The 15,725-nt window shown below is 68.8% G+C and carries 8 protein-coding genes; 2 read left to right on the top strand and 6 right to left on the bottom strand.

Features of this window, described 5'->3' with window-relative positions; genetic code table 11:
• Positions 1-299 precede the first annotated feature (299 nt).
• Positions 300-1,532 carry an HNH endonuclease signature motif containing protein gene (locus CCN37_RS07940; protein ID WP_143261486.1) on the top strand — a complete coding sequence of 411 codons (1,233 nt, stop codon included), beginning with the start codon at positions 300-302 and terminating at the stop codon, positions 1,530-1,532.
• Positions 1,533-1,738: 206 nt separating this feature from the next.
• On the opposite strand, the gene CCN37_RS07935 is transcribed toward CCN37_RS07940, so the two are convergent.
• The 5 genes from CCN37_RS07935 to CCN37_RS07915 form a co-directional block, all read right to left on the bottom strand.
• Positions 1,739-5,140 carry a LamG-like jellyroll fold domain-containing protein gene (locus CCN37_RS07935; protein ID WP_168200568.1) on the bottom strand — a complete coding sequence of 1,134 codons (3,402 nt, stop codon included), beginning with the start codon at positions 5,138-5,140 and terminating at the stop codon, positions 1,739-1,741.
• 263 nt (positions 5,141-5,403) lie between these two features.
• Positions 5,404-8,577: a S8 family serine peptidase gene (locus CCN37_RS07930; protein ID WP_086820028.1), complete on the bottom strand. Its 3,174-nt coding sequence runs from the start codon at positions 8,575-8,577 to the stop codon at positions 5,404-5,406.
• A 45-nt stretch (positions 8,578-8,622) separates the two neighbouring features.
• Entirely contained in the window at positions 8,623-9,507 is an 885-nt protein-coding gene (locus CCN37_RS07925) for an HAD family phosphatase (protein ID WP_086820027.1), read from the bottom strand.
• Positions 9,508-9,637: 130 nt separating this feature from the next.
• Entirely contained in the window at positions 9,638-10,789 is a 1,152-nt protein-coding gene (locus tag CCN37_RS07920; protein ID WP_143261485.1) for an Ig-like domain-containing protein, read from the bottom strand.
• A gap of 188 nt (positions 10,790-10,977) precedes the next feature.
• On the bottom strand, positions 10,978-11,886 hold the full coding sequence (locus tag CCN37_RS07915) for an aminoglycoside phosphotransferase family protein (RefSeq protein WP_086820025.1): 909 nt from the start codon (positions 11,884-11,886) through the stop codon (positions 10,978-10,980).
• A 370-nt stretch (positions 11,887-12,256) separates the two neighbouring features.
• On the opposite strand from CCN37_RS07915, the gene CCN37_RS07910 reads away from it, so the two are divergent.
• Positions 12,257-13,567: an HNH endonuclease signature motif containing protein gene (locus CCN37_RS07910; protein WP_143261484.1), complete on the top strand. Its 1,311-nt coding sequence runs from the start codon at positions 12,257-12,259 to the stop codon at positions 13,565-13,567.
• Positions 13,568-13,834: 267 nt separating this feature from the next.
• Here CCN37_RS07910 and recQ read toward each other — a convergent pair whose 3' ends face one another.
• Positions 13,835-15,655, bottom strand: coding sequence for a DNA helicase RecQ (gene recQ, locus CCN37_RS07905; RefSeq protein WP_086820023.1), 1,821 nt, complete (start codon positions 15,653-15,655; stop codon positions 13,835-13,837).
• Positions 15,656-15,725 lie beyond the last annotated feature (70 nt).

Below are 15,725 nucleotides of genomic sequence, written 5' to 3'. Positions count from 1 at the left end.
TTTAGCTCGTTCCAGCTGGGTTTCCAGGTCTGCCGAGCTGGGCTTCCAGCGGGGGAACGGCTGGTTCCAGCGCGGGGGTCGGCTTGACCTGGGGCCCCTTGCGCGTGCCCTCATTAGCCGGGCGGGCACGGGATGAATCCCGGCCCACGCGGACAAGCGTATGGCACGCGCACCCCAGGTAAAGCCGACCCAGTTTCTCTGTCAGCTGAAAGTCGCGTTTCTCTTTAGCCTGCAACGGATTTGACGTCTTCTTAGGGCTTGCTAAAATTGAGGTATCCAACAAGAAGGGAGGTGTGATCATGTTGGATACCAACGCTATCGAGTCACTTTTGCTAGATCATCTCGCACTAAGCGATGTCTGTCAGTTGTCTGAGGATGAGCATCTGGCGTTCCTGGTGAAGCTGGAGACCATCACGAATTTGTTGACGGCAGTGAAGATCGACGCCGCTACGCATGCTGAGGATCGTGGCCTGCACACCATGCTGGGGTGTCGGAACATCGCGACCCTGTTGCGGTCACACCTGAGGATTTCTCCGGCGGAAGCGAAGCGACGCTCGCAACTCGTAGAAGACCTGCCCGGTGTGCCCGACACGCGAGACGCCTTGTACGCAGGCGTGATCAGCAGCGACCACGCCGCGATCATCGCCGATGTCATCAAGAACGTCCCGGCCGAGGTCGCCGACGAAGCTGAGCAATCCCTGCTCAAGCACGCACCCGAGCTCACCCCACGCGAGCTGATGCAGCTCGGCAAACGAGTCCGCTCCCACGTCGATCAAGAGGGCGCGTTCACAGACGAGCAGAAAGCGGTCGAAGCGCGCTCGTTCAGGATGACCAAGAACCAGCACGGATGGCTCGTCTTCAACGGATGCCTGCCGCCGCTGGAAGGCGCGATGGTCGAAGAAGCCCTGCACGCCGTGTCGAAACCGCGACCGGTCGGTGGTCAGGAAGATCCACGCACGCCCGAGCAGCGCTACGCCGACGGCTTGTGCGAACTCATCACCATCGCGATGGCCACCAAAGATCTCCCGATGAGTGGCGGGGTGCGCCCGCAGATGGTTGTCACGATGCGGTTGGACTGGCTGGAAGAGAAGGTCCGCTCCGGCTACACCGACTGGGACGGCGAAGCCACCGCCTCACTCCTGCGACAGGTCGCCTGCGACGCCGAACTCATCCCCGTCGTGTTGAACGGCGAAAGCATCCCCCTCGACTACGGGCGCTCAGTCCGAACCGCACCACCACCCCTACGACGAGCACTCGCCGTGCGGGACAAAGGATGCGCGTTCCCCGGATGTGATCGGCCCCCGGCATGGACGGAAGCTCACCACGTCTTGCACTGGACACAGCACCGAGGGCCGACCGACCTGAACAACATGACCTTGCTGTGCTCGCACCACCATCACGTTATCCACCAAGAGGACTGGAAGATCGCCTTCGGCGAAGACGGTAGGCCGGACTTCATCCCGCCGACCTGGGTGGACCCCGAACAGAAACCGATGCGCAACATCAGAGTCGACCCACGACTGACGGGATAAGGAGGTGTATTGACATGCGCACGCAACCGGGCTGGAACGTAAGGGCGGCAACACAACCGAGGCTTTACCTGGGGTGCGCGTGCCATACGCTTCCCCGCGAGGGCCGGGATCATTCCCGTGCCCCTGAAAGGCCCAAGGGCACGCGCAAGGGGCCCCAGGTCAAGCCGACCCCACGCAGGGAATCAGCCGACCCGGGGCCACGATCCTCACGGATTGCCGAGCTTGCCCTTCACGTAGTGCGAGTCGATCTCTCGTTGCGACAGTTCGCGGTCGTAGAGCGCGACCTCGTCCACCCAGCCGGACAGGCGCTGGTTGAGGTCGTCGCCCCGAGCACCGATCTTGAGGCTGGAGTCGCCGGCGACCGGGGGCGCGGTGGCCTTGACCTCGGCGTCGACCCGGCCGTCGAGGTGGACGGCGAGCTTGGAGCCGTTGAAGGTCACGGCGACGTGGTGCCACTCGCCGGGGGTCACGGTGGTGGTGCCGGTGACCTCGGTGATCGGCTGGCCGGGGGCGCCCAGGATCTCGGCGTAGAGCTTGTTGCCCGCGCCGAGGCGGAGCACGAAACCGCGGTGGCCCGGGGCGTCGTACTTCTCGATCAAGCTCTGCGGCACGGCGGCGGTCACCTTGATCCACGCCTCGTGGGTGTAGGCGGCCACGGAGCTGAACGGGCGGGCGTTCGGCACTTCGACGAAGCCGCCGATCAAGCGAGCCGAGGTGTTCTGATCGCCCGCGATGGCACCGGGTTCGCCGCGCAGCGCGCCACCTTGGTAGAGGCCGTTGACGTTGTTCGGCGACACGTCGGAGACATTGACACCGGTGTCGTCCATGCGCCAGTACGTGATCGGCTTGGCGTCCTTGACCAGGGTCGCGTAGTCCTTTGTGGACGGAACGGCGACGCGGATCGGCAGCTTGTGCGAGCGCGGCTTGCCGGAACTCGGAGTCGTGGTCACGGTGATGTCGTAGTCACCCGGCGAGGTCGAGGCCGGAACGGTCAGCGCAGTGGTGAACGCCTGGCCGCGGATCACACCGTCGCTGGGAACGGCGAAATCGGTGAGGGCCTTCTCGACGGTCCAGCCGTTCGGCGCGGTCACGGAAACCTTGCCGCGCACGGTCGCGGAGCCGAGCGCCTCGACGCTGCCGGACAGGCTGACCGTCTCGCCGGGTCGGAAGAGCTTGCGGTCAACCGAAAGCGCGGTTGGCCGGGCCTGGTCGGGGTCCTCGACGGGGACGGCCTGGTACTCGGCGCGCACGGTGGCGGTCGAGCGGAGGGCGCCCAGATTCACCGTGGACTTCGCCGCGTCGACCTTGGCGGAGGCGCCGTTCACCGTCGCGGACACCAGCTTGTGCCCGGCGGGCGGGCGCAGCGCCAGCACGACGTCGGTGGCGGCGGGACGACCGGACTGAGCAGGCGGCGGGGTCACGGTCGCGGTGACGTTGCCCTGCGCCAGGTTCGAGGTGACGGAGAACGACACCGGACCGAACATGCTGGGCAGGCGCTCGACCGAGGTGGTCTTGCCGTTGAGCAGCCACTCACGCGGAGCGCTCGGCATGACGTTGAGCCGCTTGGGCGTGCCGTCGGGGCCGTTGTCCTCGGTCACCAGCAGCGAACGCATCGTCTGCACGTAGGTGGCGTTGTTCGCCGACAGCGGCGGGAAGAACTGGCTGCGGTAGTACTCGCCCATCTCCGGGCACGGCGCGATCGTGGCGCCCTCGCCGCCGATGAACGTGCCGGGCGTGAGGTCGTGCGCGAGCTTGCCGTAGAACTGCAGCGCCAGCAGGTCGCGGTCGTGGTTGTCGGAGAGGAACTTCGACCAGCCGAAGCCGTACTGCTCGTCGAAGCCGCTGCTCTTGTAGCCGGGCGCGTTCAACGGGAAAGCGCCGACGCTGCCGGAGTAGCAGGTGCCGGGGTCGATCGTGCTGAGGTTGAACCTGGTCAGCCCGAGGAAGCGCCCGCCGTGCTTGAGCACGTAGTCACGGATGCCCTTGGCCTCGGGACTGCCCGGCGCGAAGATCCCGGTGGACAGGATGAACGGGATGGTGATGTTCCAGTAGCTGCCGTCCCAGCTCCTGGTGAGCGAGTCGTAGGGCTTCTCCGCGTTGGGGTCCAGCAACGACATCGGCACGAACAGCGTGCCGTCGGAGAGCTTGTGCTGCGAAGCCCGGATCGCCTTGGTCAGCGCCGCGTGGAAGCTCGCCGACTCCGCCGCGACGCGGTCGGCGAGCTCGGTCTGGCCGATCTGGCGCAGCGCTATGCCGAAGTCCCGCATGCCGCGCCAGCCCTGCGCCTGGTGGTGCAGCCCGTAGATCAGGCCGTCCACGTCGGTGCCGTAGCGCTGCTTGGCGAGCAGGCCGTTGGGGTCCTTCGCGCGCTGCGCGGTGAAGTCGTCCAAGTAGCCGGTGAACAGCGGCAGGTTCGCGTCCAGGAAGCTCCGGTCGCCGGTCAACAGCTGGTAGTTCGCGGCCTCCTGGAGCTTGATCCCCATCTCCCAGTTGGGGAAGTACTCCGGCCCCTGGCCCCGGCGCAACAGCTCCTGAAGGCTCTCGCGGTAGGCGGTGAACTGGCCGGTGAGGCCGAGCGCGCGGATCGACAGCGCCACCTCGGGCACGAACGCGAAGACCGAGTCGGTGGACTCGTAGCCGTTGCCGATGCTCTGCTGGTAGCTCATCACCAGGTTCTGCAGAACCATGTTCTTCAGCGCGTCGTTGGCGTAGGTCTCCGGGACCTTCACCTCAGCGCCCTCGGTGAGCGTCTTCTTCCAGTAGGCACTGACCTTCGCCAGCGCGGCGTCGAAGCCCGCGGCGTCGGCCTTGACCCCGCCGAGATCGCTGGGCTGGTTGGCCACCACGAAGTAGAAGCTCTGCTGCTTGCCAGCGGCGACGCGGTAGGTGAGGCGCGGCGAGTCCCAACCGCCGCCGGGACTGAACGCCGCGTAGGTCTTGCCGTCGCGGGTCAGGCGGCCGTCCTCGGCCTCGACGTCGTTCACGCCAGCGGTGTCCAAGCCGAGCGCGACCTTGGTGGCTTTGCCCTTCTGCGGCGTCACGGTGAGCTTCACGTGGCTCACCAGCGGCCCGTCGTCACCGCCGACCCGGTGCACGAACGAGGTCCGCTCGACCTTCGCGCCAGTGCCGTCGGTGTAGGTGTTCTCCAGCACGGGCAGGAAACCGTCCGCGAGCGCGGGGGTGTTCAACCGCGCCTGGTTGCTGCCGTAGACCTCGGTGCCGTCCTGGCCGACGAGGAAGGACACGCTCTGCGGGCTGCGGTCCCGCGCCCAGTTCGTCAGCAGCGTGCTGCCATCGGCCACGTGCAGGGAGAACGCGCGCTTGGCCTGCCAGGTGCCCGCGACCGGGCGCGGGTAGGTCAGCGGGAGGTAGTGGAAGCCGCTCTCGGTGAGGCTGCCGATGTTGTTGGCGGGTTGCAGCAGCGGCCGCATCGCCTCCAACGTCGGGCCGTTGGGCCGCGCCAGCAGCGCGTCGCCCCACTCGTCCCGGTTGCTCCGCAGGGCGTCGTTGACCCGGTCCACGTAGTCCTGTGACAGGGTCCCCGGCGGATTGCCCTGCCGGGGCTGCGGATCGGACCACGCCGGAGTGCTCGCGCACACCAGCGACACCACTCCCCCGACAACCAGTGCCCGAACAGCACTGAAAACCACTCGCATTCATTCCCCCAGTGCTCTGGCGAAAAGTCGAACCACCGAGAACTCTCGGTTTCTCGGTGGTTCTAACACGGGGTCACAATTCGGGCAAACCACACCAACTGCATCCACCCAGTACGGTGATCCACTTGACTTTTCGCAGGTCAGCGCCTCCAGAGGAAATTTGGAATCGACGCAACACCGACAGCGCTCGCGGACCCTATATACGCCGTCCGGAACTAGAACCGATAAGCCCGAAGAACTGTCTGCGTCACCGATCCGCCTGCCGCGTCGGTCGCCCCGATGCGCAGGCCGACGAATCCCGAACCGGCGGGATGGTCGACGACGGCCAACCCGCGATCGTTGATCCGGAGCACGGGCACCGAGCGCCAGTTCGCGCCGTCGTCGAAGGAGACCTCCAGCGACAGCTTCGCGACCTCCGACCGCGTCGAGCCCGGTTGCCGTTGCACCACAAGGGAAAGCGGGTGAATCCGGCCGAGCGCGCGGTTCTGGTCGTCGACCGCGCCGCTGGCCCGCACCACCATCAGCGGCAGCGGTGCCGGGGAGCCCGCGCGGGCGCCGGGCTCGGCGAAGGTCCACGTGGTGTCGACCTTCGTCCCGATCACCGACCACGGCACCGAGCGCGTGGCCTCGGCGCGGAGCGTGTAGCGCGCGGGCCCGTCCGGGATCGTGAAGCTCGCGGTTCCCGCGCCAGGAACGCTTTCCGGCGCTCCGCCGACGCGGGTCAGCGTGGTCGTGCCGGTGACCGCCTCGGCCGGGGAGGTGTACTGGTCGGGGTCGCTGCCGGAGACCAGCGGGACGCCGACGGTGAGCTGGTCGCCCGCGCGCTGCACGCCCCAGCCGTCCCCGGCGTTGCCGAAGGCCGGTCCCATGGCGCCCTTGTTCCACCCCACCAGGTAGGCGCCGGGCTCGTACGTCCGGTAGGACCACGTGTTCTCCGAGTCCTCACCGTCCACAAAGGACGCGAGCACGTGCCGCCACGTTACGTCGGGGTTGGCGGTGAAGAACTCCGTGCGCTTGCTGGGCATCACGTGGTCGGTGGTCTCGTAGACGCCGATCCCGGGCTCCTGCACGGCGAGCCGCGCGTAGTCGGCCCGCAGTGCCTTCCCCGCGGCGCCCTGCGCGTAGTAGCGCGACTCCACCTTGGCCAGCTCGTGGTCGCGCACCCGGTAGACCGCGTTCGCCGGGACTCGGCCGCGCTCCAGGAACGCCAGCTGGTAGATCGCGGACGTGGACGGGTCGGCGAGGCCCGCTCGGAAGGTGAACGCGTAGGTGTGGTCGGTCACCTTGGCGTCCGTGCCCACCGCGTACAGCTGGTGCGTCGGCCCGGCCGTCCAGCCGAGCGAGCTGATCCGCTCCCCCTTGCCGGAGAGCAGCGCGACCTGGCCGAAGGTGAACTTCGCGCCCGGGCGGTCCACGGCCGCGCGGATCGGCTTGCCCTGCCTGGCGTCCAACGTGATCACCGCGTTCTTGCCGACCACGAAGCCCGGCTTGGACAGCGCGGTCACCGCGAGCGGCTGCGCCTTGTTGCCGGGGTCGTCAGAAGCCTCGAAGGCGTTGATGTCGTAGCGCCCCTTCGGCAGCCGCGTGCTGCCGTTGGGCCGGAGTCCGTACGCCGCACCGGTTTCGGTGTTCACCGCCTTGACGACGCCGCTGTTGGGGCGCCCGGTCCGGCTGATCAGCTCGACCTTCACGTCGTAGCTCTCGCCCTCCAGCACCACCGCGAGTGCCGTCTGCACGACGACTCCCTGCGCGGTGGCCGTCAAGCGACCGCCGTGCCTGCCAACGGGTTTGTTGGCCGGGTCGGCCAGCACGCCGACGCTGGCGGTGCCACCGGCGGGCACGGTGAGCTTCGGAGCAGCCGCCGCGAACGGGCCGGTGGTGGCCAGGTCGAGCGTCACCGGGGCCGTTCCGTCGTTGCGGTAGGCCACGGTCTTGGGCTCGGAACGCTTGTAGGGCCAGGAAAGGAAGCCGAAGCTCACCCCGCCGGAGACCGCGCTCACCGCCTGCGTCACCGCGCGGCCGATGTCGAGCCTGCCCGCGCCCTGCTCCAACGCGTCGGCCGTCGGCAGCGCCGAGCCGGTCAGCGCGGCCTTGAGCCGGTCGGCCTTCCAGTCCGGGTGCTGCTGCACGAGGAGCGCGGCGGCTCCGGCGGCGTGCGGTGCGGCCATCGAGGTTCCAGACAGCGTGGTGTGCAGGCCGTCCACCGGCGCGAGGTCGCCGTCACGGGTGCCGGGCGCACGCGCGGAAACGATCTCCGAGCCGGGCGCGGCGATGTCCGGCTTCACCGCGAGATCGCCCATGCGCGGTCCGCGCGGCGAGAACGCGCTCGTGGTGTCCTCTTTGGACACACTGCCGACCGCGAGCGCGGCGTCGGCGGAGGCGGGCGCGGTCACGGACGCGAGCGGGTCGGCTCCGTCGAGGTTGCGGTCGTTGCCCGCCGACACGACGAACAGCGTGCCGTGCTGGGCGGAAAGCCGGTTCAGCGCCTGGGAGACCGGGTCCGTGCCGTCGGTCGCCCCGCCGCCGAGGCTGAGGTTGACGACCTTGGCCTTCGGCGCGATCCACTCCATCCCGGCGATCACCGCCGAGTCCGGGCAGCCGTAGTCGACGCAGACCTTGCCGCTGATCAGCTTCGCCTCCGGGGCGACGCCCTGGTAGGTGGAGGAGCCGCTGGCGATGATCCCCGCGACGTGCGTCCCGTGACCGAGGTCGTCGCGCGCGTCGGGGCGAGTACCGGTGAAGTCCTTGGCCTCCACCACCTTCCCGGCCAGGTCGGGGTGGTCGGCCTTGATGCCGGAGTCGAGCACGCCGACGGTCACGCCCTTGCCGGTGAACCCGGACTCCCACGCGCGCGGAGCGCCCACGCGCGGCGCGCTGGTGTCCACGGCGGGCTTGCCGATGCCGTCCAGCCACACCTTGGTCGCCGGGGCGGAGCGCGTCATCCAGTCCCAGAAGTCCTTGGCGCGCTTGCGGTTCTGCTTCACCGCGACGCCGTCCACACTGGGCAGGTCGCGGACCTTGGTGGCGCCGGGCGGCGGGCCGGCCGAGGTGACGATCAGCGGCACCTCGTCCTTGCGGCGGCTCAGCTCGGAGACGTTGAACAGGCGGCGGTCCAGGCGCCCCTGCTCGACCAGCGCGGTCGCGTCGGAGGGGATGACCGAGACGTCCGCGGCGCCGGGACCGGCCTCGCGGACGAAGCCCACGTGCTCCCGCCCCGGCCCGGGGGTGATCACCACGCCGGGGGCTCCGCCGGGTTGGCGCAGCAGCCGGACCTGGTCGCCGGTCACCAGGGTGACGGCCCCGGCGGGGTCAGGGGTGGCGGGCACCGCGGTGGCCGGGACGACCCCGGCCAGCACCGCGAGGACCACCGGTGGCACGAGTCCAGTCATTCTCACGACGGGTACTTCGTCGTGCACGCACAGTGTTGTTACAGGCTATTTCCGGGACCGGGCGAGCCCTGCGGCGACGGCGCTGATCACGGCCCCGGCGCCGAGCACGGAGGGCACGCCGACGCGGGCGAGCTTGCGGCCGGTGCGGAAGTCCTCGACCTCCCAGCCCTTGGCCCGCGCGATGCGGCGCAGCCCGGAGTCCGGGTTCACCGCGACCGGCGTGCCGACCGCGGTCAGCATCGGGACGTCGTTCTGCGAGTCCGAGTAGGCCGTGCAGCGCCGCAGGTCCAGCCCCTCGCGAGCGGCCAGCGCGCGCACCGCGTGCACCTTCGCCGGGCCGTGCATCAGGCCGCCGACCAACCGTCCCGTGTAGACGCCGTCCACGCTCTCCGCGACCGTGCCCAGCGCCCCGGTCAGGCCCAACCGCCGCGCGATGATCGAGGCCAGCTCGACCGGGGTCGCGGTGACCAGCCAGACCCGCTGCCCGGCGTCGAGGTGCTTCTGGGCGAGCGCCCTGGTGCCCGGCCAGATCTTGTCGGCCATCAGCTCGTCGTAGATCTCCTCGCTGACCTCCGACAGCTCCCGCACGGTCCGCCCGGCCACGAAGGCCAGCAGCTGGTCCCTGCTGGAGTCGATGCTGCCCTGGTCCTCGCGCCCGCCGACGCGGAACTTCAGCTGCTTCCAGGCGAACCCGGCCAGCTGCGAGGCGGAGACGAACTTGCGCGCCACCAGTCCGCGCGCGAAGTGGAAGATCGAGGCGCCCATCATCATCGTGTTGTCCACGTCGAAGAACGCCCCGGCCGTCAGGTCGCGCGCGGGCCCGTCCCCGTCCTCGGGCCCCGACACGACCGCGGCCTCCGCCGACGCGGCACCGGCCATCGCGGCGAGCCGCTCCAGCTCAGGTCCGCTCGCAGGTTTGCGCGCTGGCATCCGCACCGCCTTCCCCAATGCACCAGGATATCCGGCCGTCCCCCGCACTCCGCCTCCGCCCCGAACGACCCGTTCAGTGCGTTCGGGAGCCCTGAACGACGCGTTCGGTGCGTTTGACGGCGACGCGGGGTCAGCCCTTGAGGGAGGAGAGGGCGGTCCACTTGTCCCACGGGTAGGCCCAGAAGTCGGCTCCCTTGGCGGGCAGGTCGATCGACGAGCCGGTGACCACGACGGGATCGCCTTCGAGGGCGGTGGCGTAGTAGTCCTTGGCGTCCTTCATGGACAGGTTCGCGCAGCCGTGCGAGACGTTGTTGCGGCCCTGGCTGGCGACGGAGTCCGGGTTGGCGTGGATGAACTCGCCGTTGTTGGACAGCCGCAGCGCCCAGTGCGCGTTGAACTCGAAGCGCTGCATGAAGTACTGCTCGTGCTTGGCCATGATGAAGTAGCGGCCGTTGCGGGTGACCAGCTTCGGGTCCGACTCGCGGCCGTAGCTGGCCGGGTAGTTGCGGAACTCCTTGCCGTCGCGCTCGACGATCAGCCGGTGCTGGTCGGTGTCCGCGCGCACCACCTGGTTGCGGCCGATGGTGAAGGTCACGGTGAAGTCGTTCTTGCCGTAGGCGCCGTTGCCGAGGTGCGCGCCGCGCAGTCCACTTCGGACGGTCACCTTGGTGCCGGGCTGCCAGTACTCCTTCGGGCGCCACACCAGGTTCTCGCCGTCGATCCAGCCCCACGAGCCCTCGGCCTTCGGCGTGCTCTCGACGGTCACGGCCTTCTCGACGGCGGCGCGGTCGGCGGCCTTGACGCCCGGGCTGGGAAAGACCAGCCACACCGGCTGCGCGACGCCGTAGGTGCCGCCGTCGTTCACCCGCGGGCTGACGGTGACCGGCACGCGCGGCTTCGCGGTGCGGAATCCGCTGTTCACCGGCAACTGCTTGCCGTCAGCACCGGTTGCCGAGCCGGAGAAGGTGTACTCGGCGTCGAACTCGGGCTTCTCGGTCGCGGTCCACGTGGTCTTGTCCTCGGAGAGCGCGCCCGCGAGCAGCTTGCCCCCGGCGCCGGTGAGCTTGATGTCGCCGAGCTTGCCGCCCGTCACGCTCACCTTCAGCGGCGCCGCCGGAGCGACACCGGTGGCCTTGTCGGCGGGTTCGACGACGAGCTTGGTCTCCTGCCGTGGCGCGGCGGCGTTCGCGGCCTGCTGGGCGGGCGAGCCGGTGGTGCACGCGCTGAGCCCCAGTGCGGCCACGACGGCCAGTCCGACCGCGATCGAGATGCGTCGCGCCATGTGCTTCTCCCCTGTGGTGATGGTGACGTTGAAGATGACGCGGTTCGCGGTGTCCAGGTTGTGTGAGCAGCCGCACAAGCCAACTTTCCGTTGTGATGCAACTGCGCTCCGACGGGCTGGCCGCTGTCGGTGACCACGCCGAGCGGCGCGGCGACCCGGCCGCGCACAAGACCTTCGCGAGCGGACTCCTACCTGTCGTAGGCCGCGATCAGCGTCTGTCCGATGGCGACCTGGGCCGCGTTCAGCTCGGGTTCGCCGTCCTCCACGTCCCACAGGCAGTTCTGCAACACCCGCGCGAGCGTCCACCCGTACGCGCGCTGCCTGTCCAGCCCCAGCCCGTCGGTCATCACGTCGAAGCGCCTGCGCACCACTCCCGCGACGTCACCCGAGGCCACGACCTCGTCCCACCGGTCCGCCAACGCGGACATCAGGTCGAAGCCCAGGTCACCGACCAGTGGCTCCGGGTCGATCACCAGCCACGGTTCACGGCCGGAGTCCGGCAGGGACGCCAACACGTTGCCCTGGTGCAGATCCCAGTGCAGCAGCTGCTCTCCCGGCTCGTCCACGATCTCGCGCACGACCCCGGCGCAGGTGTCCAGCAGCGCGCGCTCGGCCGGGTCCGGCAGTCGCGGCACGTCCTCCAACATCGCCGCCGCGACATCGCCCAGCCGACGCAGCCCTGCGGGCGGCGGCACCGCCGAGATCCGGCCGAGCAGCTCCACCAGCACGTCAAGCGCCGCCCACTCGTCCTCCATTGTGGACAGTGGACGCGTGTGGTCCAGTCGCTCCAGCAGCAACACCCTGCGGTCGTGGTCCTCGGCAAGCAGCCGCACCGCACCGTCGCCGTTCCACGCGCGCAGAACGGCCGCCTCGCCCTCGTTCTCCTCGATGACCCGGCCGATCTTGAGCGCGGCGGGCGTTCCGTCCGCGCGCCGCACCGGTAGCACCAGCGAACCCATGCCGTGCCCCGCCGGTCCGTCCGGCCGCAGGTCCCAGCGGTCGAGGTAGTCCTCGACGAAGCCGGGGAGGTTGTCGAGCCAGACTTGGTCGCGGGCGCTGTGCTGGTGGACGAAGGCGGCGGGGAGAGCAGTGGCCATGTTCGCATTGTGGCTTGCTGGACTGGTTCTTGTCGCAGGATTTCCAGCTCGCGCTGGTTCCAGCGGTGGGCGTGGGCTTCCCGATCGCACCGGTATCAGCGGCGGGTGCGGCTGGGCTTCCCGATCGCACCGGTTCCAGCGGTGAGTTCGGCTGAGCTTTCCGATCGCACCGGTACCAGCGGTGAGTTCGGCTGAGCTTTCCGATCGCACCGGTACCAGCGTGGGGGTCGGCTTGACCTGGGGCCCCTTGCGCGTGCCCTCATTGGCCGGGCGGGCACGGGAGGTATCCCGGCCCACGCGGACGAGCGTATGGCACGCGCACCCCAGGTAAAGCCGACCCGGTTTCGCTCGCGGCTGAAAGTTCTCGTTGTTGTTGCGCTGCAACGGATTTGACGCTCTCACAGGACTTGCTAAAATTAGGGTATCCAACAGGAAGGGAGGTGTGATCATGTTGGATATCGCAGAACTCCAGTCAACATTGCTAGATCATCTCCAAGTACAAGACGTCTACACGCTTTCCGAGGAAGAACACCTCGCGTTCCTGGACGGCCTGGAAACCCTCTCCAACTTGGTGACCGCTGTGAAGACTGACGCGGCAACGCACGCGGAGGAGCGTGGCTTGCACACCTCGCTGGGGTGTCGGAACATCGCGACCTTGTTGCGGTCGCGGTTGAGGATTTCTCCGGCGGAAGCGAAGCGACGCTCTCGCCTGGTGGCCGAGTTGCCTGGCGTGCCACAGACCCGGGATGCCGTGTACTCCGGCCTTTTGAGTGGTGAGCATGCGTTGATCATCTCCGATGTCATCCAGAACATCCCCGCCGCCGAAGCGGAGTTGGCCGAGAAGACGCTGTTGACCTACGCCCCCGCTCTCACTCCGCAGGAGTTGACGTATGCGGGGAAGCGGTTGCGGTCGCATTTTGATCAGGACGGTGCCTTCAAGGATGAGCAGGAGGGTGTGAAGGCTCGGTCGTGGAAGATGACCAAGAACCAGCACGGCTGGCTCGTCTTCAACGGCTGCCTCCCTCCCCTGGAAGGCGCGATGGTCGAAGAAGCCCTGCACGCCGTCTCGAAACCCCGGCCGGTGGGTGGGGAGAAAGATCCGCGCACGCCCGAGCAGCGCTACGCCGACGGACTGTGTGAGCTGATCACCATCGCCATGTCGACCAAGGACCTGCCGATGAGCGGCGGGGTTCGCCCGCAGATGGTCGTCACCATGCGCCTGGACTGGCTGGAAGAGAAGGTCCGCACCGGCTACACCGACTGGGACGGTGAAGCGACCGCGTCGCTGTTGCGGCAGCTCTCCTGCGACGCCGAACTCATCCCCGTCGTCCTCAACGGCGAAAGCATCCCCCTCGACTACGGGCGCTCTGTTCGGACCGCGCCGCCGCCTCTTCGGCGGGCGCTGGCGGTGCGGGACAAGGGATGCGCCTTCCCCGGATGTGATCGGCCACCGGCGTGGACGGAAGCCCACCACGTCTTGCACTGGACACAGCACCGAGGGCCGACCGACCTCGGGAACATGGTCTTGCTGTGCTCGCACCACCATCACGTGATCCACGAAGAAGACTGGAAGATCGTCTTCGCCGAGGACGGGCGGCCGGACTTCATCCCACCACCGTGGGTGGACCCGGAACAGAAACCCCTGCGCAACATCAGAGTCGACCCACGACTCAGGGGATAGAAGCACGCGCGACAACAGGAACGGAGGTGTATTCGGCATGCGCGCAACCTGGCGTGCGCGGCACCGAGTACGTCGCGAGCCGGGTGAGCTGGAACGCAAGGGGCGCAACACAACCGAGGCTTTACCTGGGGTGCGCGTGCCATACGCCAGCTCGCGTGGGCCGGGATACCTCCGTGCCCGCCCAGCCAAGGACGGCACGCGCAGGGTCTAACCGAGTCCGCGCAGCCACAACGCCAGCGCGGACTCGGTCGAACCGAGCGCGCCGAATCAAGCGTGCAGGGTGTCCAGGATCTGCTGCCCGTACTTGGCCAGCTTGTTCTCGCCGACCCCGCTGACCCCGCCCAGCTCGGCGAGCGTCTTCGGCGCGTCGGTGGCGATCTGCCGCAGCGTCGCGTCGTGGAAGATCACGTAGGCGGGCACGCCCTGCTCCTTCGCCGCCGCCGCCCGCCATGCGCGCAACTGCTCGAACACCGGCGCCGCCTCGGCGGGCAGGTCCACCACGGCCGCCTTGCCGCGCGCGGTCTTCGCCGCCTTCGGCGCGCGCTTGGGCTCGCGGCGCAGCATGACCTCGCGCTTGCGGCCCAGCACGTCGTCGCTGGCCTCGGTGAGCACGTACACCCCGTACTCGCCGGTCACGCCGAGCAGGCCCTGCGCGATGAGCTGGCGCATCACGCCCTGCCACTCCGGCCCGTCCAGCTCCGTGCCGATGCCGAAGACGCTGAGCTGGTCGTGCCGGTACTGCTCGACCTTGGCCGTGCGCTTGCCGAGCAGGATGTCCGCGATCTGCACCGCGCCGAAGCGCTGGTCGCGCTCCTTGTCCAGGCGGAACACCGTGGAGAGCACCTTCTGCGCCGCGATCGTGCCGTCCCAGGACTCCGGCGGGGTCAGGCAGGTGTCGCAGTTGTCGCACGCCTGGCCGGTCTGGCCGAAGTAGTTGAGCAGCTGCACGCGGCGGCAGGCCACCGTCTCGCACAGCGCCAGCATCGCGTCCAGGTGGATGGTCAGCTTCCTGCGGTGCGCGCGGTCGCCCTCCGAGGTCTCGATCATCTTGCGCTGCTGCACCACGTCGGCCAGCCCGTAGGCCATCCACGCCGTCGAGGGCAGTCCGTCGCGGCCAGCGCGGCCCGTCTCCTGGTAGTAGCCCTCGATCGACTTCGGCAGGTCCAGGTGGGCCACGAAGCGCACGTCCGGCTTGTCGATGCCCATGCCGAAGGCGATCGTCGCGACCACCACCAGGCCGTCCTCGCGCAGGAACCGCGACTGGTGCCGCGCGCGCGTGGCCGCGTCCAGCCCCGCGTGGTACGGCACGGCCGGAATCCCGTTCTGGCTCAGGAACTCCGCCGTCTTCTCCACCGACGCGCGGGAGAGCCGGTAGACGATGCCCGCGTCACCGGGGTGCTCGGTGCGGATGAAGTTCAGCAGCTGCCGGTCGCCGCCGTCCTTGAGCACCATGCGGTACTGGATGTTCGGCCGGTCGAAGCTGGAGACGAAGTGCTTGGCCTCGGTCAGGTTCAGCCGCGTCGCGATCTCCGCGTGCGTCGCCTTCGTCGCCGTCGCCGTGAGCGCGATGCGCGGCACGTCCGGCCAGCGCTCGTGCAGCTCAGAGAGCGCCAGGTAGTCCGGCCGGAAGTCGTGGCCCCACTGGGAGACGCAGTGCGCTTCGTCGATCGCGAACAACGAGATCGTGCCGCGCTCCAGCAGGCGCACCGTCGACTCCACGCGCAGCCGCTCCGGCGCCAGGTAGAGCAGGTCCAGCTCGCCGGAGAGGAAGGCCGTCTCCACCGCGCGGCGCTGCCCCGGGTCCTGCGTGGAGTTGAGGAACCCCGCCTTCACCCCGAGCGCGGTGAGCGCGTCGACCTGGTCCTGCATCAACGCGATCAGCGGCGAGATGACGACCCCGACGCCCTTCCTGACCAGCGCGGGAACCTGGTAGCACAACGACTTCCCGCCACCGGTCGGCATCAGCACCAGCGCGTCACCGCCGGAGATCACGTGCTCCACGATGGCCTGCTGGTCCCCGCGGAAGGAGTCGTACCCGAACACGCGGTTGAGGACGTCCACTTCGGGGCGGGTCTCGGAGGAAGCCATGACCCCGATCCTACGAGCGCCCCTGACACTCCCCGCCCCACCCCTTAGGCCCTGAACGACCCCTTCAGGT

The organism is Allokutzneria sp. NRRL B-24872 (assembly GCF_002155965.1).
Classification (GTDB): Bacteria; Actinomycetota; Actinomycetes; order Mycobacteriales; family Pseudonocardiaceae; genus Allokutzneria.
This window is presented reverse-complemented; position numbering and strand designations above follow the sequence as displayed.